The following is a 22,778-nucleotide window of genomic DNA, read 5'->3' on the forward strand; positions in this document are numbered from 1 at the left end:
CGTTTGGGGCGCAAGACATCCCTTGCTTGCCAAGCCGGAAGGCTCGCCTTAACGCTCCCTCCCAAGGTGCCGGCGTGGTGAAACGGTAGACACAGGGGACTTAAAATCCCTAGGCCCAACGGCCGTGCCGGTTCGAGTCCGGCCGCCGGCACCATTTGCCCTCCGGCAAAAAACCGGTAGCGTCGGGAAACGAAACAAGCGGGGACTGTATTAATGACAACAGGAGACCGGCAGGCCGCCGCGTTGAAACCCGGCTTTGCCGCCCGCCTGGGACTGTTTGCCGGGCCCGCCCTTGCCATCCTGATTGCCGTGCTGCCGCCGCCCGAAGGGCTGGAGCGCGGCGGTATGCTTGTCGCCGGTGTTCTGGTGCTGATGGCCATCTGGTGGGCCACTGAGGCGATCCCGATTGCGGCCACCTCGCTGATCCCCCTGGCGCTTCTGCCGCTGACAGGCGTGGCAAGCCTCCGTGAGATTGCCGCACCCTATGCCGATACCGTGGTGCTGCTGCTGCTCGGCGGGTTCATCATGGCCATCGGCATCGAGAAATGGCACCTGCACCGCCGCATTGCGCTGAATGTGCTGATGCTGTCGGGCGGGCGGCTGAAATTGCTCACCGGGGCCTTCATGCTGGCCACCGCCCTGCTCTCGATGTGGATTTCCAACACGGCCACCACCCTGATGATGGCGCCGATTGCGCTCTCGGTCGCTGTCGCGGCGGGCGGCGGCGCCCGGCTTGGCAGCGCCCTGCTGCTCGGGATTGCTTACTCCGCCTCAATCGGCGGCCTTGCCACCCCCGTTGGCACGCCCACCAATCTCATCGCCATGGGCTGGCTGAATGACAATGCCGGGATTGATATCAGCTTCCGTGAATGGATGAGCTTCGGCCTTCCGGTTGTCCTCATCATGCTGCCGATGGCCTGGCTGATCCTCACCTGGGGCATCAAGTCAGACGCCGCCTCCGCCAAAGCCGCCGGCGCCACAGTGCGCACCCAGCGTGACGCGCTTGGCAGGATGACGACGCCGGAAACGCGCGTTGCCATCGTGTTTGGCTTCATTGCGCTTGCCTGGATCACGCGGGAACAGCTTGTCCTGATCCCCCTGTTCGCCGGGCTGACGGATATGGGCATCGCCATCATGGGGGCCATCCTGATGTTCCTCGTGCCCCATGGCAGCCGCGCGCCAGACCACCAACCCGGCGGCTGGGCCCTGTTGAACTGGGAGGATGCCAAGGCTGTGCCCTGGGATGTTGTGCTGCTGTTTGGGGGCGGCCTGTCTCTGGCCGCGGCGGTTCAGGCGTCCGGCCTCGCCGGCTGGCTCGGCAACTCGCTGGCGGGCCTGGCCGCCCTGCCGCCCATCATTGTGATCCTGATCGTCGTCACCATCCTCATCTTCCTAACCGAGGTAATGTCGAATGTGGCCGCCATGACCACCTTCCTACCGGTGCTGGGCGCGCTGGCAGAGGCAACCGGTATAGATGTGCGCACCCTGATCCTGCCCTGCGCGATGGTGGCTTCCTGCGCGTTCATGTTGCCCATCGCCACCGGGCCGAACGCCGTGGTCTTCGGGATGCGGCAATTCTCCATCGGCCAGATGATGCGAGCAGGCTTCTGGCTCAACATCGCCTGCGTGGTGATCGTAACGCTGTATTTCGGGCTCTGATCCCGCCGGCGCGCCCCTAAGCGAAAATGTCACAAAACTGCGATTGACGTGTAGTTTGCGCACGCCTAGTTGCGCGCCTGCCTGTCAGTATTGTGTCAGATTTGTTGGGGTAGACGCCACCGCATGCGACGTACTTGTTTTGCCCTGACCGCTCTGGCCATTGCTGCGGCCTGCCCTGCCCTGGCGGAAAACCAGATATGGACCGCCGCCAGCACCAAGGCCAAACCCTTCGACAACAGGGCTATCAGCCTCTCGCTTGACGCGGATCTGCGCTACCAGCCAGACGGCGATCTCGACACGATCGAGCTGCGCCCCGGCATCGGCTATCGCCTGAATGACACGTTCAAGATCAGCGGCGGCTATCTATGGGCCAGCGTGCGCCAGGAGGGGCCAGACCGGAAGGAACACCGCCTCTGGCAACAGCTGAGCTATGATTTCGGCGAAGCTTATGGCTTCGAATTTGACGGCCGCTCGCGCCTGGAAGAACGCCGGCGCGAAGGCTGGGACGATACCGGCTGGCGCCTGCGCCAGGAGTTCGGCGTCAAGCGCCCTCTCGAAGGAACCCCCTTCGAAATCTCGCTGAGTACGGATCTGTTCTTTGAACTGAACGATACCGACTGGGGCCAGTCTGACGGCTTCACCGAAGCCCGCAGCCAGCTTCTGCTCGCCTGGGACATGAACGACAAGGTAAGCTGGGAATTCGGTTACATGAACCAGTTCGAGAACGAACGCGGCGCCCCCGACGAGACCAACCATCACCTCGTCATCACTGTTTCACGCGATTTCTGAGCCCCAAATGAAAAGCGCGCCCCGGTGAGGAGGCGCGCTTCGCAATTACGTCAGGCAAACGGCGAGGCGTCTGCCTTGAAGAACTGTTAGACCAGCTCGATGGAGCTGACAGCAGGCTTGCCCGAACGTTTGTCGATGGCGGTTTCGTAGGAAACCTTCTGGCCTTCGTTGAGTTGGGCGATACCCGAGCGCTCAAGCGTCGAGATGTGCACGAAAACGTCATTGCCGCCGGTGGTGGGCGAAATGAAGCCGAAGCCCTTCTGGGTGTTGAAGAACTTCACGATACCTTGGGTCATTTAGATAAGTCTCATAGTCATATGTGGACTGACAGTGTGTCAGCCCTTGCGTATCGAATTTTGGAGAGTTTCTGAAACCGCAACTCACCCTGGTGAGCGCACGCGCCTGATCGTCCGGCCAATGTCGATGCCAGCCATATGCGCCATCCACAGGCAGAATGCAAGTTTAAATTACTGTCAGGCTCCGGACGCTCCGGAGCCTGACCGAATTCTCAGTTAACGCGCTCGAACACCGCCGCGAGCCCCTGCCCACCGCCAATGCACATGGTTTCAAGGCCATAGCGCGCCCCGCGGCGATCCATTTCGCGCAGCATCGTGGCCAGGATGCGCCCGCCGGTTGCGCCCACAGGGTGGCCCAGTGAAATGCCGGAACCATGCACGTTAAGGCGCGCATAGTCCTCCTTCGAGAAGCCCATCGCCTTGGTGCAGGCAAGCACCTGCGCGGCAAAGGCTTCGTTCAGCTCGATCAGGTCAATGTCTTTCAGCGAAAGCCCTGCCCGTTTCAGCGCTTTCTCCGTAGACGGAACAGGCCCGATGCCCATCACCGCCGGACCAACGCCCGCCACGGCCCAGGAAACAAGCCGCGCCAGGGGTTTGAGGCCATTGGCCTCAGCCATCTCGCGCGTCATCACGAGGCAGGCCGAGCCGCCATCATTCTGGCCGCTGGCATTGCCGGCGGTGACGGTGGCTTCGGCGTCCTGCTTCAGGCGGATGGCTTTCAGCTTCGACAGCACCTCCACCGTGGAATCCGCCCGGGGATGTTCGTCCCGGTCCACCACCGTGTCGCCCTTACGGCCTTTGACCGTGAACGGAATGATTTCTTCGGCGAACACGCCGGATGTCTGCGCGGCCACGGCCTTGGCATGGGAGGCGGCGGCAAACTCGTCCTGCGCCTCGCGGGTGATCTGGTAATCGCGGCGCAGGTTTTCAGCCGTTTCCAGCATCCCGCCCGGCACAGGGAAGTTCTTGCCGCCTGCGGTGAGGCGCCCGGTGACGAGACCGTCATTGACGGTCATGTTGCCCTGACCGAGCCCCCAGCGCCAATTGGTGGAGTAGAAGGGCGCGTTGCTCATGGATTCGGCGCCGCCCGCGATCACGCAGTCCATCGCGCCGGTCGCCACCTGCATCGTCGCATTGATGATCGCCTGCAGGCCTGAGCCGCAGCGCCGGTCGATCTGCATGCCGGTCACTTCCACCGGCAGGCCGGCATCAAGCGCCACCACCCGGCCAAGCGCGGGCGCGTCCATGGAAGGATAACACTGCGCGAAGATCACATCATCGACCTTGTCTTTCGCCAGGCCCGTGCGCGCCATCAGCCCTTCGACCACGGCGGCGCCAAGCTCATGCGCCTGCACGCCCTTGAACGAGCCGCCAAAGCCGCCCACCGCCGTCCGCACCGGCTCGACAATCACCACATCGCGCATTCATTCCTCCCGGGAGTATCCAAAGTCCGCCCCTGTTAAGCCCGGCCTGCGCCCCAGCGCAACCCGGCCTCTTTCATGCGAGGCCCGCATAACAGTCAGGCCAGCGCAGGCCTGTTCCCGGCAGGAAACCTCTCTTACCTAAGGGGAAGCAAGACTGAAGGAGGCCTCCTCTGATGACCCCGCCGATTTTCGTGTCGCATGGCTCGCCCACGCTGATTTTCGATGATGTGCCCGCGCGCGATTTCCTGATGCAGCTGGGCAAGGCGCATCCGCGCCCGAAGGCGATCCTTGCCGTCTCCGCCCATTGGGAAACACTTGCCCCAAGCATCACCGCCGCGCCTGCCCCGCCGACGATCCATGATTTTGGCGGCTTCCCGGAAGTGATGTACCAGCAGCAATACCCCGCGCCGGGCGACCCGGCTCTGGCTGCGCGCATCAAGGCGCTGCTGGACGGGGCGGGCCTGCCAGCCACGCTTGATCCGGCACGCGGCCTTGATCATGGTGCCTGGGTGCCGCTGAAGCTTGCCTGGCCAGAGGCGGATATTCCGGTGCTGCAGCTTTCCCTGCAAACCCATCTTGGCCCGGCGCATCATCTGCGGCTGGGCGAGGCGCTACGCCCTCTGGCCGAAGAGGGCGTGCTGATCCTCGGCAGCGGCAGCCTGACGCACGACCTGCGCAGTGTCAGCTGGCGCGGCCCGAATGCGGAGCCCGATTGGGTGAAATCCTTCGGTGACTGGGTAAACGCAGCGCTGGCCGAAAGCCGCGTGGACGATCTCGTGAACTATCGCAGGCTCGCCCCAAACGCCGCCCGCAACCATCCGACGGAGGAGCATTTCCTGCCACTGTTCGTGGCCCTCGGCGCGGCTGGCAAGGGTGCACAGATGGCTCGGCTGCACACGTCCGTAACTTTCAGTGTGCTGAGGATGGATGCGTTTGAGTTTGCCGCTTAGGCCCTTAAAGCCTCTCACCTCCCATCGCTTTGCGATGGGCCCCTCCTCTCCCACTTCGCGGGAGAGGGGTTTAGCGTTGCGCTCGCGGCGAAGTCCAAACCCCTCTCCCTCCGGGAGAGGAGGGGCCCGCGCTCGAAGAGCGTGGGAGGTGAGGGCGGCGAAGCCGGAAACTTACCCCTGCTGATCCCGCCCGCGCGCGGTGACCTGCTTGCGTGCCTCTTCCACCGCTGAGGCGGAAACCGACTTCGAATGCTCGATCGAGCGGCTCACTTCTTCCTTCATGGCGGCGGCGAAATTCATGCCGAAGCCATCATCGATCAGCGCCTTGTATTTGCGCAGCAGGTCGGGGTTGGTAGAGGTCATTTCCGTCGCCATCTGCAGCGCGGCGGGCACAAGATCCGCCGCCGGATAAACGCGGTTCACAAGCCCCCATTTCTCCGAAGTGTGCGCATCGATGAAGTTGCCGGTGAAAGAAAGTTCCTTCGCGCGGCTGATACCGATCAGGCGGGAGAGCTTTTGGGAGAGCCCCCAGCCCGGCACGATGCCGACGCGAGCATGGGTATCGGCAAAGCGGGCATGTTCGGAGGCGAGCAGCACATCACACATCAGGGCGAGCTCAAAGCCGCCGGTGATGGCAAAACCGTTGATCGCGCCGATGATCGGCCAGGGATAGGCGTCCAGCGCGGCGAGCATGTTGATGGACTTGGAATCCTCGTCCGCGCCGAGGGCAAAGCCCGTCTGGCCAGCTTCTTTCAGGTCGATGCCTGCGGTGAATGCGCGGCCAGCGCCGGTCAGCACCACGGCGCGGATCTCGGGGTCGTCCTTGAGCTCAGTGAACACGCGCACGATCTCGGCGCGCAGGGCGTGGTTGAGCGCGTTGAGCGCGTCCGGGCGGTTCAGCGTGACAAGGCAGACAGCGCCGTGGCGTTCGGTCAGGACGATGGGTTCGGACATGGAAGCTCCTCCGGAAATGTTCAGCAACGGTGTTACGGCGCGCAGGTGGGCCCGCCAAGCCTGACGCGGCGTCGGCTCTCAGCTCTTGCGGCCGGTCACCAGGCGAAAGACGCCGATCAGCGCCGCAATAATCGCAATCGCCGCAGCCAGCCAGAACAGGCCAAACTTGAGCGGCGTGATCCAGGCCTTGGTATCGAGCGCGTCGGCCACCCCGGCCAGGGCAAGCGCCTGAACCGTGTTCTCGGTCAGGTCAAAGATCAGCACGGCAAAACCGGGCAGCGCCGCCAGCTTTCCCCACTTGCCAAAGAAGCGCAGCGCCATGCCCGCAAAGAGAAGGCCAAAGCTCAAAGGGAACACGGTGTCGTTCAGCACCGTCACCCAGAAATGGGCGGTCTTCTGCTCCGGCGTCAGCGCCGCAAACAGGGCCCGCACCTCGGCCGGGTCTGATACCATGTCGAGATACGCCCCGCCCACCGCCGGCCCGAATATTTGGAACGCGGCGCCGGACAGGATCATCATCACGAAAAACGCCCACAGAACGGGCGCGCGTGTCAGGACTTGCATTTTCTCTCCTCCCCCTTGGAGTTTTGTTGGAGTTTTCCGGCGCGTGGTTGGAGGGTTCGTTGGAGTTTTTTTTGCCTCCTTATCCACGCTTTATGTCTCGTCAGAGCGGGTCGGGGATAGGCTCCACGCCCAGGCCCCGCATCAGCGCCTCAAGCTCGCCCCGCACCGTTTCCAGCCTGGCCGTATCAGTCGACCGGGCCACCAGCGCCACGCCATTATCCCCCATCCCCAGATACCAGGGGTAAGAGCCGATGGAGACGTCCGGATACGCCTTGGCGATGGCGCCGAGGGGCTCGGCAAGGTCGCCCTCGCGCAGGCCGGGGCCGCGCAGCTGCACCTTGTGAACCCGCGCGCCGCCTTCCAGGCGGGGCCCGATATCCTCCAGCATGGCACGGGCGACCTGGGGCACACCGGCCATGGTGAACACGTTTTCCATCTGGAAGCCGGGCGCGCCCGATACCGGGTTTTTCACGATCTTGGCGCCATGCGGAATGCGCGCCATGCGGCGGCGGGCGGGGGTGAACTCGGTGTTCATGGCCTTGTAGCGCTCGGCCATTTCCGCCAGCACTTCGGGGTGTTCGGAGATGCCGGTGCCGAACGCCGCCGCAATCGCATCCGCTGTGATGTCATCATGCGTCGGGCCGATGCCGCCGGTGGTGAAGACGTAAGTGTACTTCGCCCGCAGGGCGTTCACCGCCGCCACGATCTCCTCCTCCACATCCGGCACCGTCCGGCACTCCCGCACAGGGATGCCGATCGGCTCCAGATATTGCGCGATCTGCTGCAGGTTGATGTCACGGGTGCGCCCGGAGAGCAGCTCATCCCCGATCAGCAGAACGGCGGCGGTGGGCTGGGTCATTTGGTCTCCTGAAGCGCATCATAAACGAGTTCGGCCGATTCCGTCCGCATACTGCGGTCCAGGGATCCGCCGAATACCTGGATCATGCCGACGAAACTGATCTTGTTGACAGGATCGACCCAGAACCAGGTGCCCGCCGCGCCGCCCCACATGAAAGCGCCTTTCGGATAGGCCTCGCCATCATTGAGGATCACGGCAAAGTCCAGACCGAAACCGCCGCCGGCGCTGGGGTCCGTCGTGGTGCCGTTGTGGCCGATGAACACGCCTTCGGGGAGGAAATTGGTCGCCATCAGCTGCACCGTTTCGGGCTTCAGCACCTGAACCCCGTCCAGCGTACCGCCCTTGGCCAGCATATCGGTGAAGCGTGCATAGTCGCCGATGGTTCCGACAAGGCCATGGCCGCCGCCTTCAAAGGCGATGGTGTCCCTGCGATACTGAAAGCCCGGCATTGGCAGCGGGACGAGTTCCCCCGTTTCCGGGTTCGGCCCCCAGACATCGGAGAAACGGTCATACTTTTCGTCCGGCACGAAGAAGGCGGTATCGGTCATGCCGAGCGGGGCAAAAACGCGCGCCTGCAGAAACTCGCCCAGCGTCTGGCCGGACAGGCGCTCGATCAGGGCGCCCTGAATGTCCACCGAAATGGAGTAATCCCAGGTCACGCCCGGCTCATGCTTCAGCGGAATGGTGGCCACGCGGCGGATCATTTCATCAGCGTCAGGCGACTGGAAAACTTCCAATTCGCGGAAGCGGTCATCGACGTAGTTTCCGGGCGCGAGGCCGTAGCCGAAACCGGCCGTGTGGCTCATCAGTTCCTGAACTGTGGGCGGGCGGCTGACCGGGGCAAGAATGGGATTACCCGCCTCGTCCATCCCCTTGAAGACCTGCAGCGCCTCGAATTCGGGGAAATATTTGGTGATCGGGTCGTCCAGCTGGAACTTGCCCTCTTCCCAGAGGATCATCAGCCCGGCACCGGTAACCGGCTTGGACATGGAATAAATCCGCCAGATCGTGTCTTCTTCTACTGGGGCGCCATCTGCCTGGCGGCGGATGCCATGGCGAAAATCGGAAATGACTTCGCCATCCTGGATCAGGCGTGTGGCAATGCCTTTCACGGTTCCGCCATCAACGTAAGACGCCATTCTGGCTTCCAGGGCGGCTATTCCTTCCGCGCTGAAGGCCGGCCGGGCTTCGGGCGCGGGCGCCGTCAGCGCGGCCGGTTCCGGACCTGCAGGCGCGCTGGCGCAGGCGGCCAGAACCGCCCCGGCAAGGGCCAGCAAGCCCCCCATGAATTGCCCTTTGAACCGCTTCATGCCCGTTCTCTCCCATGCCATGTCGCCGTGATAACTGGCAGCGGTCTGCCTGTTCGGCAAGAAGGGAGTGGAATCTCGAGGCCCGGACTGCCATATTGCGGCGCATGAACGATACAAATCTTCTCCTGCCCATGCGCACGGGCGACATCCGCATCCACGATGCCGAAGGCTTCGAGGGGATGCGCCGCGCGGGCCGCCTCGTCGCCGAATGCCTCGACATGCTGGTTCCCGAAGTGAAACCCGGTGTCACGACCGAGCGTCTGGATACGCTGGTGCGCGAGTTTGTGCAGGATCACGGCGCCGTTTCTGCAACCATCGGGTATCGCGGCTATCGCCACGCTTCCTGCATTTCGGTGAACCATGTGATCTGCCATGGCATTCCCGGCCCCAAGGCGCTGAAGGAAGGCGACATCGCCAATATCGACGTGACGCTGATCCTGGACGGCTGGCATGGCGACCATAGCCGGATGTACGGCGTGGGCGAGGTAAAGCGCAAAGCCGAGCGCCTGATGGAAGTGACCTATGAAGCCATGATGGCGGGCATTGCCGCCGTCAAACCCGGTGCCCGGTTTGGCGACATTGGCGGCGCGATCAGCGAGATCGCCCGGCTCAACCGCTATTCGGTGGTGGATGATTTCTGCGGCCATGGATTGGGGCGCCTTTTTCATGACGAGCCCAATGTGGTCCACTCCGCCAAGGCGGGCACCGGGCCCGAACTGAAACCCGGCATGTTCTTCACCATCGAGCCGATGCTGAATCTCGGCCGCCGTGACGCGGCGATCCTGCCCGATGGCTGGACGGCTGTGACGCGCGACCGCCAGCTTTCGGCGCAGTTTGAACATTCCGTCGGCGTGACCGAAACGGGCGTGGAGATTTTTTCCACCTCGCCCAAAGGCTGGCATGAGCCTTACAAGGTGAAGCTGGGATAGGCCCTCGCCCTCTGGGGCTTTCCAGCAAAAGCCCCACCGAACCTTTTGCAACGACTTGACGAACCCAAATGTTCGTGAAATGTTCCGGCATGTTTCGCGTGTGGGTCTGTTGCTTTACGCCAGACCTGCACATTCCATACCTGCCGGGAAAAGGGCGCGTGCTGACGCCATGAGTTCAGAAGTTTCATCCGCAGACGGACTGAAGGAGGCTGGCGGCCTTTTTGTTGCGCCGGGCCTGGCCGATAAGCCTCACTGGCAGGGCCACCGGGACAGGCTGCGGACGAAACTGCTGAACCGCGGCGCCGGCGCCCTGGACGATTACGAAATCCTTGAGGTGCTGCTTATGGCTTTCATCCCGCGCCGGGATGTGAAGCCGATTGCCAAGGCGCTCGAAAGGAAGTTCGGCTGCCTCTCGGCCATCCTCGCGGCGCCTGCCGAAGACCTTGTGAAGGTGCCGGGCGTGGGCGAAACGGTGGCGGCCTACATCAAGGCCATTGCAGAGCTTCATTCCCGCGCGGCGCGCGAAGAAATCAAGGCGAGGGAAATCATCTCATCCTGGTCAGCGCTGGTGGCCTATGTCCGGCGGGAGCTTCAGCATGAAAAGCGCGAGCAGTTCCGGGTGATCTTCCTTGACCGGAAGAACCAGCTGATCGTTGACGAGATCATGGGCCATGGCACGGTGGATCACGCGCCCGTCTACCCACGGGAGATTGCCCGCCGCGCGCTGGAGCTTCAAGCCTCGAGCCTGATCCTCGTCCACAACCACCCCACTCACTGATTTAGATCCCGCAGGATCACGCTCAATCCCGTTGAAACACTAGAGAAATCGCCCATTTTTGGCATTGCGTAGTGGGGACGGTTTTGGCAAATTGGGGGCGGTTGAAGGGATAGAAAACGGCTTTCCGATCCCCGCAAACGATCCCCGTTTCTCCTCGACCGATCCCAGTTGCGGACAAGGAGGAACGCATGCCAGCCCTGACCGACACCGCGATCCGACATGCGCTGAAGCGCGTCGAGATCAGCCGCAAGCAAGAGAACCTTGCCGATGGCGAGGGGCGCGGCACCGGCCGACTCGTCCTCGTTCTCAAGCCCATGCCGAAGCGCGTCACGGCCGACTGGATGGCGCAGCAATGGCGTGACGGCAAACGCACCAAGAAGAAGATCGGCGCCTACCCCTCAATGTCGCTCGCCCAGGCCCGCGAGGTTTTCAAGCGCGACTATGCCGACGTGATCCAGAAAGGCCGGAGCATCAAGATCGCAAGCGACACCCGCCCCGGCACTGTCGCTGACCTCTTCGAGGGCTACGTCGCTTCACTCAAAGCTGCTGGCAAGCCCTCCTGGAAGGAGACCGAGAAGGGCCTCAACAAGATCGCCAACACCCTTGGGCGCAACCGCCTGGCCCGCGACATCGAGGCCGAGGAAATCGTCGAACTGATCCGCCCGATCTATGAGCGCGGCGCCAAGTCGATGGCCGACCATGTGCGCTCCTACATGCACGCGGCCTTTGGCTGGGGTATGAAGTCCGACAACGACTATCGGCAGCAATCGGCTCGCCGCTTTCGCATCCCCTTCAATCCGGCGACAGGTATTCCGACCGAACCGAAGGTCAAAGGCACCCGCTGGCTCGACGAGGACGAGTTCGTGCAACTCTATCGCTGGCTGGAATGCCCCGACACGCCGGTTCATCCGCCCTATACCCGTGCCGTTAGGATCATCATGCTGACCGGCCAGCGCGTCCAGGAGATTGCCAGCCTTCACATCGATCAGTGGGATGCCAAGGAAAAGATCATCGACTGGTCGAAGACCAAGAACGACCAGCCCCATGCCGTTCCGGTGCCGGAGCTGGCCGCGGAGCTGCTCGCATCCATCAACGTCAACGAATACGGCTGGTTCTTCCCGTCGGCCACGGACCCGTCCAAGCCTGTCAGCCACGGCACGCTTTACTCGTTCATGTGGCGCCAGCGGGACCGCGGCGTGATTCCCTATGTGACGAACCGCGACCTGCGCCGGACCTTCAAGACGCTGGCCGGCAAGGCGGGGATCTCGAAGGAAATCCGCGACCGCCTCCAGAACCATGCTTTGCAGGACGTCAGCTCCAAGCACTATGACCGCTGGCACTACATGGTGGAAAAGCGCGCCGGCATGGCGAAATGGGACAAGTTCGTCCGCGCCATGCTCGCCAAGAAGCGCCTGAAAGCGGCGGCATGAGCCTCCGGCGCACCATATAAAACGGAAGTGAGAAACGACTATGCGTATCGAAATCGGGCTGGCCGTGCTGGCGGCGCTGACCACGGCGACAGCGGCCAAGGCCGATCCCTGCAAGGCCATTCCCGACCGTGGCCCAATGCCGTCCTATCTCCATCGCGGCGCGCACTTCTCCGGTCCCGTGGTCTATGTCGGTGACGGCGACTCCCTGTGCGTAGCCGTCGGTCAAGGGCCGGCCAACTGGGTGGAGATCCGGCTGGAGGATTTCTACGCGCCCGAACTCCACTCCCCTACCGGCCCCGCCGCCAAGGCCGCGCTGGAAAAGGTCGCCATGGGTCGGAATGCGGAGTGCGTCGCCAACCGCCAGTCCTACGACCGCGTGGTGGCCACCTGCCGGATCGGCGGGCGCTCCATCGGGGACTTGCTGAAGGCAGGCGGGAGCATCGAGGGCGGCAATGGATACGGCCAAGGCAAGCAATAGCTCGGCCTTCGACGGCGTTCAGATTCGGTCTGAAAACCGATCATACGCATCGATCCGTCGGACCGGGGGATCGACCTCATACCGATAGATTTCCGTTCTCAAGAACCGCAGCTCGGCCTCGCGCTGAACCTCGGGAACGTCAATATACCATGCGCGCGGCTGCGGCCCGGGGTCGCCGTTCCAACGGTATCCCCGCGCTTTGAGAACATCCTTGAGGTCGAAGGGCGAGTTCTCCGCCCAGATGCGCCACGAAACGGCACGAGCGCCGTCCAGGAGGCGGCTGAGACCCGTAACGCCAGATCGGGGCAGCCGCATTGCCAGCAACTCGACCGTAGCAAGACAGTCGTGCATCGCGCGGTGACGGTCGTAGAAGAAGCCCGCGGCCTGAGCGAGATAGGCGAGTTTCGTGCCCTCGAATCCCTCCGCTGCCCAATCGATCTGGCTGAGCGAACATGCCCACGGCTTCGTCGAGAACACATCGCTGAAGCGTTCGAGGAAGCGGCGATCGAACGCCGCGTTGTGTGCAATAACGAGCGAGGCCGGTGCCGCGAATCTGGCGACCTCGGCGGGATCGATGACCTGGCTGGCCACCATTTCATTCGTGATGCCGGTGATCGCGGTGATTTCCGGGGCGATTGGCTCGCTCGGCTGACGCAACCCTTGGAAGCTGTCGCCCACGCTGAAAACGGCGCCATCCAAGCCGTAATAGAATGGCGTCATGGCGAGTTCGATGATCTCGTCGCGCTGAGGATCGAGCCCCGTGGTCTCCACATCGACCACCAGTCCAAGGCGCAGCGGAGTGCCTGGAGGCGGAACGGTGCGAGGGCGCGGCTTGAGACGCCGGATGACCCGGTAATCTCCCGTGGCCTCCAGTGTCTGCGCCAGGGTCTCCAGATGGTCAGAAGATGTCATCGTCCGGCGCTGCGTTTGCTGCCATCGGCTCCCCTTTAGCCGCCGCGGCGGCGGCGGCCGGACGGCGCGCGAGGTGAATGTCAGCGGCTCGACCTTCCTCGTGGAACCACAAATCGACGACGGCGGTATCGTCGCTGTGCGGCCGCGGCGATGCCTCCCGCACCTTGAATGTCGTTGGGAGATTGACCGAGGTTCCGAACACCAGCGCGTGCTGCCGAGGCAAAGACGGCAACCGCTTCAGGACCGATTCTGAAATGAACGGCGTCATCTGGCGAATCTGGGAGAGATCGTCAGGATTCTGGATGCGGTGAACCAGGAAGTTGGAGCACTGGCTGAGGACCGTCTTGGACAGCTCGCTCGGGCGCTGAGACGCCAGAAGCACGAACATGCCGTATTTGCGTCCCTCCTTGGCGATGCGCTCGAAAATCTTGGTGGCGTCGATGGAAAAGCGGGAAGGCGTAGAGGCGACATATCTATGAGCCTCTTCGAGCAGTAGGTGTATCGGGAAGCGGTTTCTCGGTTCCGCATGGCGAAGAAACCGAAAAAGCATGCGTGCGATGACCGCACTGACCAGCTCAACGATTTCATCTTCGACGGAATTGAGATCAATAATAATGACCTGATTGCGTTTGGTGAAAGATTCTCCGGCCGCCCTTTCCAGACCGACGATTTTGGTCAAAAACTCCAGATCGCTTACAGCCGCGTCAACGTCAGCTCCTTCGTGACGCAGAAAGGCATATTCTGTTCTCTCTTGGAGGGATCTGAGCCGCGTGACCATGGACGAGCAGTAGTCCCGGATTTGGCGATTGCCGTGAGCCTCCTCATAGAGGATCGCGAAGTCGAGACACTCGTGCAGCTCATCAAAAGAGAATGGCGTCCGATTATAGGCTGGTAAGGGTGCATCCTCCCGGAGCTTTTTTCTCACTTCGTCCAGAAACGCCGATTGGTTGTTCCCTGAAAAATTTCCATACTGAAAATTAGGATTAAAGCGGTTCAGAAGCGCCATATTCAGGTCGTTTGTCGGATACTTCTGGAGAAGGGAGACCACGCGCTGAAATTTCGATACGGGGGAGTCGCCATCTGCCCCTCGAAAGCACTCAATGATGCAGGTGGCGACAAAGTGCTCGCGCAGCGCCAGAGCTTCTGGCGTATTGGCATGAAAGAGACTTGTCAGACCTAACGCCGTCCGAAGGACCGGCAGTTGTGTTCGTTCGCTGGCCTGCAAGAGCAGTTCCCATTCTGCCATCTCCAGGAACCAATGCGGCATACGGAAGCCCGCCGCCGTGCCGTCGAGGACGACGCGCTCGACCCCGATGGCTCCCTCCTTCGCGGAAGCGGCCAGAGCGGCGTGATACTCGCCATTGACGTCGAAGACGACGAAGGTCGCGCCGCGGGCGTGATGCTCCTCCGGCTTGCTGAAAAGGGACTGCAAGACCGAGGCAACCGTGCAGGATTTACCGCTGCCGGTATTGCCCAGAACGGCGACATGACCGCCGAAGAACTCGTTCAGCCGGACCTTGATGTCGTAGTTCTCGAACACCACCGACTTGCCGATGGGCAGAACCCGATAGCGCGTGGCCCCTTCGGGTTCGCAGGCGCCGCCATCCGGGCCGACTGACGGCTCGACGGCCGCCTCGGTCTCGAAGATGCGATCGAGTTCCCCATCCAGTGCATAGAGTGCGTCCGCATACAAAGACGGGAAAACGGAGACACCGAAACGGAACGCGCCGCCACGCATCGGCAACATGCCGACCGGCACCACGTCCAGATATTTTGAGGAGCCGGCCCGATCGAAGTCGCCTCGCTCGGAGGGGGTGCTCGCATCGCGCTCACGCAGGCCGACAACCTCGACCACGACATATTCCGACTGCGACGGAATCATCAGGAACGATCCCAGCCGCGCCACATAATGCACGCCGTCGAAGCCAACGACCGTGAAGTTGTCGGTGCCGACGTGCATCTCCACGACAAAGCGGTCGGCCGCGACCGAGACCACCTTGCCGATCGCGCGCTTGCGATCGTCGTGGCTCATGCCTCGCCATCCTTCGTCTCGTCGTCCCTTTTCGGCGCCAGTTCGGACAACACCTTGCGAACAGCGTCATCGATCCTGTCGCTGGGACGCTGCGGCATGAAATGCTCGACGATCATGTCGAAGTAGTGCGCCCTCGTCCCCTCGGCAGGACCGTCGCCTCCAATGATCCAAATGCGCGGGTCGCGCAGCGCCCGCAGCTTGGCGATCTCGCCGCCCGTATCCGGCGCCGCGAAGATCACCAGACGGAACGTCGGGATCGTCAGCGCCTGGTAGATGATGTTGTTCAGGTGCTCATCACCGAAGGCGTAGCCCGCCGTGATGAGAACGCTCTGCTCGCGCACGATCCGGGCCTGAAATTCCCGGAACAGGTCAGCGTAGGGCGAGCCGAGCGAAGAGTTCTGCTTCGCCGGCGTCGGATAGATCAGCATCTGGTTCGTGGATTCGGGCGGCCAGACCTCCTTGATCGGGAACAGGCCATGATCGTCCTCGGTCCAAGTGACCGAACCATGCAATTTGCAGAGATAGACGAAGGCGTCGACGGCGGTCCACTTGCGGCTGGCAACGTCGAGCTGCTCGGCCAGGGCATAGCGGAAGATCGCCGGGTTAAAGCGACGTTCCACGACGCCGGAAAAGCCGTTGGCATAGGGAATGCCCAGCCGATCCATCGCCAATTCGCTGAAATGGTCGTAGTTGGTCGTGAACACCCACGGCCGGGGCAAGGACCGATCTCGCAGGACCAGTTTCTTGTAGAACCGCTCGTAGAGGTCGCGCACGGTGGTGTCGCCCTCCGTGGCGAAGGCCCCTTGGGTGACACGGGTCCATAGGAAGTCCTGGACCTTCTTGATGATGCCGTCGAGAACAGCGCGGTAGGGATGAAGATCGGGATTCTCGCTCTGGCGCAGCACGAACCGCTGCGCGAATAGCACCTCCATCAAGCGTTCTAGGTTGCGGCTGTAGTCCTTCGCCAGGTCGACCCCGAGCGCATCGAGATAGTCGAGTTCGCCCTTGGTCAGCCGCCACGGCGCCGGGGCAGCGCCGACGACCGGCGGATCACCGTAGAATCCCGCAGCCCGCGCCTCGAGGGTTTCCCCGCAGAACTCCTTGGCCAGGGGCGCCATGGTCGCAATGCCGAGTTCCTTTTCGCCCCTCATCAGGGAGGAACATCCAGCGCCGAGCAGAAACGCGATATTCTTGGCGTTCATGGCCTCGGAAATCGCCTGGCGGGCGCTCTCGATCCCCTTGTTCCAGTCGAGTTCCGATGGATCGGCATCGCCGTTCCTCAGAAACTGGAATTTTCGTTCGTCTCCGACTTCGCTCATATACCCCCGATCCCCCCAGTTTCTTATTTGGCCGCGCTGTTCGCGCGCGCGGCTATATCGGCGCACCGCGCCATGAGGGCCTCGAACGGCTCCGCGTCATCGAAGAGCAGCCCATCCTCGACCATGCGGGCATAGTCGTCCTTCAGCGCCTTCGCGCCATCGCCGGCCGGCACGAGCTGCAAGCCGCCGTTGACGGCCGCTGCGTAGTGGATCGGCGTGCGGTCGGCGGCCTTCTCCGCGAAGAACATCGACTTGTGGCGGGCGACAGCGTTGGCCAGTTCGCGATCAGCGAAAGCAGCTTCCGCGAAGCCGGCTTCATCCAACCGGACAACATCGTGCCAGTGTCGTGCGAAGCGGTCGCCGCGCAGCCGTTCCTGGAGGCAGAAGACATGGATGGCGGTCGCCTTCTCCCAAAAGGTCCGCTCCGCGTGCATGACGCGCGGCCGCGCCGTCGGGAATACCAGCCCGTCGATCAGACCGGCCGCATCGCAGACGACGTCGCGCAGGCTCGCCGGTTCGCCCGTCGAGCGGGCGCCGAACTCCAGCATGACGCTGGGCGCGACATAGCCGGACCCTGCCGCGGTCGCCTCATAGTCGATAAAGAGCTTGTCATCCTCGACACGAATAACCGCCGCCAGACCTTCGGCGGCCAGCGCGGTCGCGATCACGGGCTGCACGGCCTCCGCGACCCAGACCGGCAACCGCCGGCGGACCTCGCTGGACCAGCGCTTTTCCTCGCTCCGGGTTTTCGGCAGGCCCTCGCCATTGTCCCCGACCAGATCGGGCGCAATCGCCCGAATGTCGTAGGTCAGATCCACATCCTCCGAAAACCGGCGGATGACCTGATAGGCTTTCGACAGCGACGTGCCGCCCTTGAACACCAGATGTTCACCGAGCGGCGCGGCGTAGAGGGTCGCCAGCGCCCACACCACCCACACATCCTTTTCGAGAAGATGGGTAGGACGGCCCGAGCGGTCGGCGGCGACGCCCAACGCATCGCGCCGATCCTCGGCCGAAAGCTGGAGGAAGATGTCAGCCATACGCCACCCTTCCCACGCTCTGCGCGAGCCACGTCGGAAGCTGCGGCGCGGCGGCGACCAGTTCGCCGAACACGCCGGGCGGCATCTTCCGCTTCAATGTCGTGAGCGCGGCCTCCGCCCTTTCGGGGCCGAGCCAGGCCAGCGCCCGCACGGCCTCCCCCGCCGGGCGGTTGGCCAAGGCCAGTTGCCAGCGCGGCGCGTGCCGCAATTCCACGACCTGCTTGCCGAGGTGCATTTTCCGGCTGCGCCCGGAGGTCAGATAGACCGAGCGGACGGGCACCTGCGTCGTCAAGCCAAGGGCGTTCGCCGCGGCGGCGCCGTTCGAGACGATGATCTCCCCCTTTTGGGTCGCAAGGGCCTCGACAGCCTGCTCGACCGAAGGTGCGCGCGTGCCGAACCGGCTGGCGATGGGACGCAGATAGACGCCACGACCGGCGCGGATGAGCTGCCCGCGCTCGGACAGACGCGACAATGCCTGATCCACAGCCGCCCGGTTTCCGAGGTGGAGCAGGCTCTTGGCGGACACGGGGGCGCCTTCGGGCAGTCCCGTCGCATGTGCCAGAATCTGTTCGGTCAGCCGTGTCATCGTCTTTCTCCTGTCGGAAATATATGCGAATTTCTGACAGTTTTCAAGGGAAGCCCGGATAGGGGGAAAGCCTTCCCCTGCGGCCGAGCCGGGGTCTCGACCGACCCCTTCTGCGGGGAGAACCCCGCAACGCCCCCTGGAGAGTGAGGGTGCGGACGGGATTTCCGTGACGGGTTGAGGGCTGGAGAAGAGGTCTCCGGCGCCCGTCGCGGAGAACCGCGATGTTCAGGAACGACCGCAACGGGCGTGCCGGCTCCGGCCGGGCGAACCTTTACGACGAGATCACCAGCAAGATCATCGCCGAGCTGGAGGCAGGCCGCTTCCCCTGGGTCCAGCCCTGGGGATCGGCCTCGGTCAAGGCGCCCCTCGCCATGCCGAGAAACGCCGCGACCAGGCGGCACTATTCGGGGATCAATGTGCTGATCCTCTGGGGCGCGGTGATCCAGCACGGCTTTCCCGGCCAGAGCTGGCTCACCTTCCGCCAGGCCCTGTCGCTTGGCGGCAATGTCCGCCGCGGCGAACACGGCACCACCGTCGTCTATGCCGACCGTTTCACGCCGGAGGACGAGAAGCGCCGCGCCCGCGAGACCGGCGAAGAAGCCGCCGCGATCCCGTTCCTCAAGCGCTTCACGGTGTTCAACGCGGCGCAATGCGAGGGGCTGCCGGAGGATGTCGCCATTGTGGCCCCACCACCTCCGCCCGGCCTCATCGAGCCGCGGGTCGAGACTCTGATCCGGGCGACCGGCATCGACTTCCGTATCGGCGGCGACCGCGCCTTCTATGTCCCGGCGCACGACTTTGTGCAGGTGCCGCCGCCCCATGCGTATTTCGAGCCGATCAACTGGCACCGCACGGCCCTGCACGAGCTGGGGCACGCGACCGGCCATACCTCCCGGCTCGGCCGTGACCTCACCGGCGGCTTCGGCTCGAAGAAATACGCCTTCGAGGAGCTGGTCGCCGAGATCAACGCCGCTTTCTGCTGCGCCTCGCTCGGCATCACGCCCACCGTCCGCCATGCCGACTACATCGGCTCCTGGCTCGAGGTGCTGCGCGAGGACAATCGCGCCATCGTGCGCGCCGCATCCCAGGCCAGCAAGGCGGCCGACTGGCTGCTTGGCTTCCTGCCGGGCGCGGATGTCGGCATGACCGACGACGAACGGGAGGCGGCGTGATGAACGCCCCCGTCTTCCCCGCACTGGCGCCATCCCCCGAACAGCAGGCGTCCATCCGCCTGCGTGTTCTCAGCCTGGGCGCCGGCGTCCAGTCCACCACGCTCGCCCTGATGGCCGCGCATGGCGAGATCGGCCCCATGCCGGATTGCGCGATCTTCGCCGATACCGGCTGGGAGCCGAGGGCCGTCTATGAGCATCTCGCCTGGCTGCGATCGCCCAACGTCCTGCCCTTCCCCGTCCATATCGTCTCGGCCGGGGACCTGCGCGCCGACCTTCTCGCCGGCGCGCGCGGCGCGCGGTGGGCCTCCATCCCGGCCTTCACCCGCACAGTGACGCCGGCAGGCGCGGAGCTGCCCGTCTATGACGAGGACGAGAACGGTGATCTCGTCGCCGTCGGCTCCCGCATCGTGCCGACCGAACGGGTCGGGGTCGGCATGATCCGCCGCCAATGCACCGGCGACTACAAGATCGCGCCAATCCGCCGAAAGGTCCGCGAGCTGCTCGGCATCGCCGGCCGGCGCTCGCCAACGGCTCCCATCGCCGAACAGTGGATAGGGATCTCGCTCGACGAGGTACTACGCATGAAGCCTTCGTTCGAGCCGTGGCAGATCAACCGCTGGCCGCTCATCGAGCAAGGCATGACCCGCCAGGATTGCCTGCGCTGGCTGGATCGGCACGACTACCCCCTGCCACCCAAGAGCGCCTGCATCGGTTGCCCGTTCCATTCCGACGATCACTGGCGGCGGATGCGCGACCGCGATCCCGAGGCTTGGGCCGACGCGGTATCGGTCGACGCTTCCATTCGCACCGGGTTCCGGGGGATTCGTGGTGATGTCTATCTCCACCGTTCCGCGGTGCCGCTCGACCAGGTCGACCTGTCGACCAATGCCGATCGCGGCCAGCTCGATCTCTGGCCCAACGAGTGCGAGGGCCTCTGCGGAGTGTGATGATCCTGAAAACCGGAAAAGCGGAGAGGCGGGTTTCCGGCTCCACGCCTTTCCGCCCGCCCGGCGCGGCCCTCCTGAGAGTGAGAGGGCTGCGCTTGGCTTCGTGACGGGTCGGAGGTCGAGAGAGAGGCTCTCGGCCGCCCGTCGCGGAGTAACGATCATGGCGACTGCCATTCAGAAGATCATCCTGTCGTCGGCGCGCGACATTCCCTTCAACAAGCTGGTGCTGAGCCAGTCCAACGTCCGGCGCGTCAAGGCCGGCGTCTCGATCGAGGAGCTGGCCCAGTCCATCGCCCGGCGCGGCCTGATCCAGAGCCTGCATGTCCGTCCCGTCCTCGACGCCGATGGCGCCGAGACCGGGATGTTCGAGGTGCCCGCCGGCGGCCGCCGCTATCGCGCGCTGGAATTGCTGGTGAAGCAGAAGCGTCTGGCCAAGACTGCGCCGGTGCCCTGCGTCGTCGGCGACGCTAACAGCGACATCCTGGTCGATGAGGTCTCGCTGGTCGAGAACATCGAACGCGCGCCGCTGCATCCGCTCGATCAGTTCCGCGCCTTCCAGGCCATGCGCGAGAAGGGCATGACCGAGGAAGCCATCGCCGCCGCCTTCTTCGTCGGCGTCAATATCGTGAAGCAGCGCCTGCGCCTCGCTTCCGTCTCGCCGGTATTGCTCGAGATCTACGCCGACGACGGCATGACGCTCGAGCAGCTCATGGCCTTCACCGTCAGTTCCGACCACGCCCGCCAGGAACAGGTCTGGGACGCGATCAAGGATGGCTGGCAGAAAGAGCCCTATCACATCCGCCGGATGCTGACCGAGACCACGGTGCGGGCTTCCGACAGGCGGGCCGTCTTCGTGGGCGTCGAAGCCTATGAAGCGGCCGGCGGCATCGTCTTGCGCGACCTCTTCCAGTCCGACGACGGCGGCTGGCTGCAAGACCCGGCCCTGCTCGACCGCCTGGTGGCCGAGAAGCTCAAGGCCGCCGCCGACGAGATCGCAGGCGAAGGCTGGAAGTGGGTCGAGGCCGCCCTGAGCTTTCCCTACGGCCACGAGCACGGGCTTCGGGAGCTTGTCGGAACGGCGGTCGACCTGACTGACGAGGAGCGCGCCACCCGCGAGGGGCTGCGTGACGAGTATGACCGGCTCGAGGCCGAATATGCCGAAGCCGACGAGCTGCCTGACGAGATCGACGCGCGTCTCGGAGAGATCGAGCAGGCGCTCGACGCCTTCGAGCAGCGCCCGGCGATCTACGATCCGGCCAACATCGCCATCGCCGGCGTCTTCGTCAGCCTCGACGCCGACGGCTCGCTGTCGGTGGACCGCGGCTATGTCCGCCCCGAGGACGAGCGCCCAGTCGATCCCGATGGAGACGATACGACGGAGGCGGACGGCGACACCGGCCATTCGGCCACGCCCGCCGTTCAACGCGCCGTCGTCACCGTCGGCGGCCAGGCCGCGGAGCCGGAAGACGACGAGGAGGACGGCATCAAGCCGCTGCCCGAGCGCCTCGTCATCGAGCTGACCGCGCATCGCACGCTGGCGCTGCGCAACGCGCTCGCCGAGCATCCCGACGTCGCCATGACCATGCTGCTGCACAAGCTGGTCAGCGATACCTTCCGGCGACCCGCGCCGACGGGCTGCCTCGAGGCCAGCGTCCGCCACGTCTTCTTCTCCGCCCAACCGGAGGAGCTGAAGGACAGCGCGGCCGCGCACGAGATCGCCGAGCGGCACGGGCGCTGGGGCGATCACGTTCCAGCCGACGACCAGGCGCTGTGGGACTGGCTCACCGATCTCGATCCGGGCACGCGCCTCGATCTGCTCGCCCATTGCGTCAGCTTCGGCGTGAACGCGCTGTTCGAGCGGCCGAACCCCTACGGATCGGGCGTCAGCCAGCATGGGCTGGATGTCCGCCTCGCCCAGGCCGACCGGCTGGCGCGCGCCACTGGCCTCGACATGGTGGCGGCGGGCTGGCGGCCGACGGTCGGCAACTATCTCGGCCGCGTCACCAAGCCCCGCATCCTCGAAGCCGTCCGGGAGGGCGCCGGCGAACGGGCCGCCCAGCTCATCGACCATCTGAAGAAGGGCGACATGGCCAAGGAGGCCGAGCGCCTGCTGGCCGACACCGCCTGGCTGCCCGAGCCGCTGCGCCTGATCGATCCCCATGACGGGGAGGTCATCGAACCGGGCGCGGAGGCCGACGCCGACGACGAGGCCGCCTTGCCGGCCTTCCTCAGCGAGGACGGCGACGAGGATGCCGAAGAGATCGAGGACGAGGACGCCCTAACGATCGCGGCCGAATGACCCTCACGGCGGGGGAGCGGCGAGAGGTCGCTTCCCCGCATCTTCGCAAGG

21 protein-coding genes and 1 tRNA gene are annotated in these 22,778 nt (G+C 64.1%); 11 read left to right on the top strand and 11 right to left on the bottom strand.

Going from position 1 to position 22,778, the window contains the following annotated elements:
- Window positions 1–68: 68 nt before the first annotated feature.
- From ACQKI2_RS13130 to ACQKI2_RS13140, 3 genes are all read left to right on the top strand, one after another.
- Window positions 69–154, top strand: a tRNA-Leu gene (locus tag ACQKI2_RS13130).
- Window positions 155–213: 59 nt separating this feature from the next.
- Window positions 214–1,659, top strand: coding sequence for an SLC13 family permease (locus ACQKI2_RS13135; RefSeq protein WP_427380115.1), 1,446 nt, complete (start codon window positions 214–216; stop codon window positions 1,657–1,659).
- A 123-nt stretch (window positions 1,660–1,782) separates the two neighbouring features.
- A complete protein-coding gene (locus ACQKI2_RS13140; RefSeq protein WP_427380116.1) occupies window positions 1,783–2,448 on the top strand; it encodes a DUF2490 domain-containing protein in 666 nt (221 codons plus the stop codon).
- Window positions 2,449–2,534: 86 nt separating this feature from the next.
- On the opposite strand, the gene ACQKI2_RS13145 is transcribed toward ACQKI2_RS13140, so the two are convergent.
- Both ACQKI2_RS13145 and ACQKI2_RS13150 read right to left on the bottom strand, forming a co-directional pair.
- Entirely contained in the window at window positions 2,535–2,744 is a 210-nt protein-coding gene (locus ACQKI2_RS13145) for a cold-shock protein (protein ID WP_035599606.1), read from the bottom strand.
- Between the two features lie 212 nt (window positions 2,745–2,956).
- Window positions 2,957–4,168: an acetyl-CoA C-acetyltransferase gene (locus tag ACQKI2_RS13150; RefSeq protein WP_427380117.1), complete on the bottom strand. Its 1,212-nt coding sequence runs from the start codon at window positions 4,166–4,168 to the stop codon at window positions 2,957–2,959.
- Between the two features lie 173 nt (window positions 4,169–4,341).
- Between ACQKI2_RS13150 and ACQKI2_RS13155 the strand changes: the two genes are divergently transcribed.
- Complete coding sequence (locus ACQKI2_RS13155; RefSeq protein ID WP_427380118.1) at window positions 4,342–5,118, top strand: DODA-type extradiol aromatic ring-opening family dioxygenase; 777 nt, start codon at window positions 4,342–4,344, stop codon at window positions 5,116–5,118.
- Between the two features lie 171 nt (window positions 5,119–5,289).
- Here ACQKI2_RS13155 and ACQKI2_RS13160 read toward each other — a convergent pair whose 3' ends face one another.
- The 4 genes from ACQKI2_RS13160 to ACQKI2_RS13175 form a co-directional block, all read right to left on the bottom strand.
- The gene (locus tag ACQKI2_RS13160) at window positions 5,290–6,072 is read right to left on the bottom strand and encodes an enoyl-CoA hydratase (RefSeq protein ID WP_427380119.1); all 783 of its coding nucleotides are present in this window, start codon (window positions 6,070–6,072) and stop codon (window positions 5,290–5,292) included.
- A gap of 78 nt (window positions 6,073–6,150) precedes the next feature.
- Entirely contained in the window at window positions 6,151–6,636 is a 486-nt protein-coding gene (locus ACQKI2_RS13165) for a hypothetical protein (RefSeq protein ID WP_427380120.1), read from the bottom strand.
- Between the two features lie 100 nt (window positions 6,637–6,736).
- A complete protein-coding gene (locus ACQKI2_RS13170) occupies window positions 6,737–7,495 on the bottom strand; it encodes a competence/damage-inducible protein A (RefSeq protein ID WP_427380121.1) in 759 nt (252 codons plus the stop codon).
- Window positions 7,492–8,805: a serine hydrolase domain-containing protein gene (locus ACQKI2_RS13175; protein WP_427380122.1), complete on the bottom strand. Its 1,314-nt coding sequence runs from the start codon at window positions 8,803–8,805 to the stop codon at window positions 7,492–7,494. The genes ACQKI2_RS13170 and ACQKI2_RS13175 overlap by 4 nt, the downstream gene beginning before the upstream one ends.
- A 104-nt stretch (window positions 8,806–8,909) precedes the next feature.
- Between ACQKI2_RS13175 and map the strand changes: the two genes are divergently transcribed.
- The 4 genes from map (at window position 8,910) to ACQKI2_RS13195 (ending at window position 12,420) form a co-directional block, all read left to right on the top strand.
- Window positions 8,910–9,734, top strand: coding sequence for a type I methionyl aminopeptidase (map, locus tag ACQKI2_RS13180; protein WP_427380123.1), 825 nt, complete (start codon window positions 8,910–8,912; stop codon window positions 9,732–9,734).
- 169 nt (window positions 9,735–9,903) lie between these two features.
- Complete coding sequence (locus ACQKI2_RS13185; protein ID WP_427380124.1) at window positions 9,904–10,512, top strand: JAB domain-containing protein; 609 nt, start codon at window positions 9,904–9,906, stop codon at window positions 10,510–10,512.
- Between the two features lie 188 nt (window positions 10,513–10,700).
- Complete coding sequence (locus tag ACQKI2_RS13190) at window positions 10,701–11,942, top strand: tyrosine-type recombinase/integrase (protein WP_102114791.1); 1,242 nt, start codon at window positions 10,701–10,703, stop codon at window positions 11,940–11,942.
- A 40-nt stretch (window positions 11,943–11,982) separates the two neighbouring features.
- On the top strand, window positions 11,983–12,420 hold the full coding sequence (locus ACQKI2_RS13195; RefSeq protein WP_102114790.1) for a thermonuclease family protein: 438 nt from the start codon (window positions 11,983–11,985) through the stop codon (window positions 12,418–12,420).
- An 18-nt stretch (window positions 12,421–12,438) separates the two neighbouring features.
- On the opposite strand, the gene ACQKI2_RS13200 is transcribed toward ACQKI2_RS13195, so the two are convergent.
- The 5 genes from ACQKI2_RS13200 to ACQKI2_RS13220 are packed head-to-tail and all read right to left on the bottom strand — an operon-like array spanning window position 12,439 to window position 18,309.
- On the bottom strand, window positions 12,439–13,332 hold the full coding sequence (locus tag ACQKI2_RS13200) for a 3'-5' exonuclease (protein WP_102114789.1): 894 nt from the start codon (window positions 13,330–13,332) through the stop codon (window positions 12,439–12,441).
- Window positions 13,319–15,364: an ATP-binding protein gene (locus ACQKI2_RS13205; RefSeq protein ID WP_102114788.1), complete on the bottom strand. Its 2,046-nt coding sequence runs from the start codon at window positions 15,362–15,364 to the stop codon at window positions 13,319–13,321. Before ACQKI2_RS13205 ends, ACQKI2_RS13200 begins: the two co-directional genes overlap by 14 nt.
- Window positions 15,361–16,683 (bottom strand): SIR2 family protein, encoded by a 1,323-nt coding sequence (locus ACQKI2_RS13210; protein WP_102114787.1) that lies wholly within the window; start codon window positions 16,681–16,683, stop codon window positions 15,361–15,363. The genes ACQKI2_RS13205 and ACQKI2_RS13210 overlap by 4 nt, the downstream gene beginning before the upstream one ends.
- Before the next feature lie 23 nt (window positions 16,684–16,706).
- Entirely contained in the window at window positions 16,707–17,723 is a 1,017-nt protein-coding gene (locus ACQKI2_RS13215; protein ID WP_102114786.1) for a nucleotidyl transferase AbiEii/AbiGii toxin family protein, read from the bottom strand.
- Entirely contained in the window at window positions 17,716–18,309 is a 594-nt protein-coding gene (locus ACQKI2_RS13220) for a DUF6088 family protein (RefSeq protein ID WP_102114785.1), read from the bottom strand. The genes ACQKI2_RS13215 and ACQKI2_RS13220 overlap by 8 nt, the downstream gene beginning before the upstream one ends.
- 221 nt (window positions 18,310–18,530) lie before the next feature.
- On the opposite strand from ACQKI2_RS13220, the gene ACQKI2_RS13225 reads away from it, so the two are divergent.
- The 3 genes from ACQKI2_RS13225 to ACQKI2_RS13235 all read left to right on the top strand — a co-directional run bounded on the left by ACQKI2_RS13225 (window position 18,531) and on the right by ACQKI2_RS13235 (window position 22,727).
- Window positions 18,531–19,481: an ArdC family protein gene (locus ACQKI2_RS13225; protein ID WP_427380125.1), complete on the top strand. Its 951-nt coding sequence runs from the start codon at window positions 18,531–18,533 to the stop codon at window positions 19,479–19,481.
- Window positions 19,481–20,428 (top strand): hypothetical protein, encoded by a 948-nt coding sequence (locus tag ACQKI2_RS13230; protein WP_102114783.1) that lies wholly within the window; start codon window positions 19,481–19,483, stop codon window positions 20,426–20,428. The genes ACQKI2_RS13225 and ACQKI2_RS13230 overlap by 1 nt, the downstream gene beginning before the upstream one ends.
- A gap of 160 nt (window positions 20,429–20,588) precedes the next feature.
- A complete protein-coding gene (locus ACQKI2_RS13235; protein WP_102114782.1) occupies window positions 20,589–22,727 on the top strand; it encodes a ParB/RepB/Spo0J family partition protein in 2,139 nt (712 codons plus the stop codon).
- Window positions 22,728–22,778: the final 51 nt, after the last annotated feature.

This window comes from Hyphomonas sp. NPDC076881, assembly GCF_050269995.1.
Lineage (GTDB): Bacteria > Pseudomonadota > Alphaproteobacteria > Caulobacterales > Hyphomonadaceae > Hyphomonas.

What these genes read in the sequence shown, in the direction of transcription:
- ACQKI2_RS13135 (WP_427380115.1), top strand. Translation starts at nt 214, where the DNA reads ATGACAACAGGAGACCGGCAGGCCGCCGCGTTGAAACCCGGCTTTGCC.
- ACQKI2_RS13140 (WP_427380116.1), top strand. Translation starts at nt 1,783, where the DNA reads ATGCGACGTACTTGTTTTGCCCTGACCGCTCTGGCCATTGCTGCGGCC.
- ACQKI2_RS13145 (WP_035599606.1), bottom strand. Translation starts at nt 2,744, where the DNA reads ATGACCCAAGGTATCGTGAAGTTCTTCAACACCCAGAAGGGCTTCGGC.
- ACQKI2_RS13150 (WP_427380117.1), bottom strand. Translation starts at nt 4,168, where the DNA reads ATGCGCGATGTGGTGATTGTCGAGCCGGTGCGGACGGCGGTGGGCGGC.
- ACQKI2_RS13155 (WP_427380118.1), top strand. Translation starts at nt 4,342, where the DNA reads ATGACCCCGCCGATTTTCGTGTCGCATGGCTCGCCCACGCTGATTTTC.
- ACQKI2_RS13160 (WP_427380119.1), bottom strand. Translation starts at nt 6,072, where the DNA reads ATGTCCGAACCCATCGTCCTGACCGAACGCCACGGCGCTGTCTGCCTT.
- ACQKI2_RS13165 (WP_427380120.1), bottom strand. Translation starts at nt 6,636, where the DNA reads ATGCAAGTCCTGACACGCGCGCCCGTTCTGTGGGCGTTTTTCGTGATG.
- ACQKI2_RS13170 (WP_427380121.1), bottom strand. Translation starts at nt 7,495, where the DNA reads ATGACCCAGCCCACCGCCGCCGTTCTGCTGATCGGGGATGAGCTGCTC.
- ACQKI2_RS13175 (WP_427380122.1), bottom strand. Translation starts at nt 8,805, where the DNA reads ATGAAGCGGTTCAAAGGGCAATTCATGGGGGGCTTGCTGGCCCTTGCC.
- map (WP_427380123.1), top strand. Translation starts at nt 8,910, where the DNA reads ATGAACGATACAAATCTTCTCCTGCCCATGCGCACGGGCGACATCCGC.
- ACQKI2_RS13185 (WP_427380124.1), top strand. Translation starts at nt 9,904, where the DNA reads ATGAGTTCAGAAGTTTCATCCGCAGACGGACTGAAGGAGGCTGGCGGC.
- ACQKI2_RS13190 (WP_102114791.1), top strand. Translation starts at nt 10,701, where the DNA reads ATGCCAGCCCTGACCGACACCGCGATCCGACATGCGCTGAAGCGCGTC.
- ACQKI2_RS13195 (WP_102114790.1), top strand. Translation starts at nt 11,983, where the DNA reads ATGCGTATCGAAATCGGGCTGGCCGTGCTGGCGGCGCTGACCACGGCG.
- ACQKI2_RS13200 (WP_102114789.1), bottom strand. Translation starts at nt 13,332, where the DNA reads ATGACATCTTCTGACCATCTGGAGACCCTGGCGCAGACACTGGAGGCC.
- ACQKI2_RS13205 (WP_102114788.1), bottom strand. Translation starts at nt 15,364, where the DNA reads ATGAGCCACGACGATCGCAAGCGCGCGATCGGCAAGGTGGTCTCGGTC.
- ACQKI2_RS13210 (WP_102114787.1), bottom strand. Translation starts at nt 16,683, where the DNA reads ATGAGCGAAGTCGGAGACGAACGAAAATTCCAGTTTCTGAGGAACGGC.
- ACQKI2_RS13215 (WP_102114786.1), bottom strand. Translation starts at nt 17,723, where the DNA reads ATGGCTGACATCTTCCTCCAGCTTTCGGCCGAGGATCGGCGCGATGCG.
- ACQKI2_RS13220 (WP_102114785.1), bottom strand. Translation starts at nt 18,309, where the DNA reads ATGACACGGCTGACCGAACAGATTCTGGCACATGCGACGGGACTGCCC.
- ACQKI2_RS13225 (WP_427380125.1), top strand. Translation starts at nt 18,531, where the DNA reads ATGTTCAGGAACGACCGCAACGGGCGTGCCGGCTCCGGCCGGGCGAAC.
- ACQKI2_RS13230 (WP_102114783.1), top strand. Translation starts at nt 19,481, where the DNA reads ATGAACGCCCCCGTCTTCCCCGCACTGGCGCCATCCCCCGAACAGCAG.
- ACQKI2_RS13235 (WP_102114782.1), top strand. Translation starts at nt 20,589, where the DNA reads ATGGCGACTGCCATTCAGAAGATCATCCTGTCGTCGGCGCGCGACATT.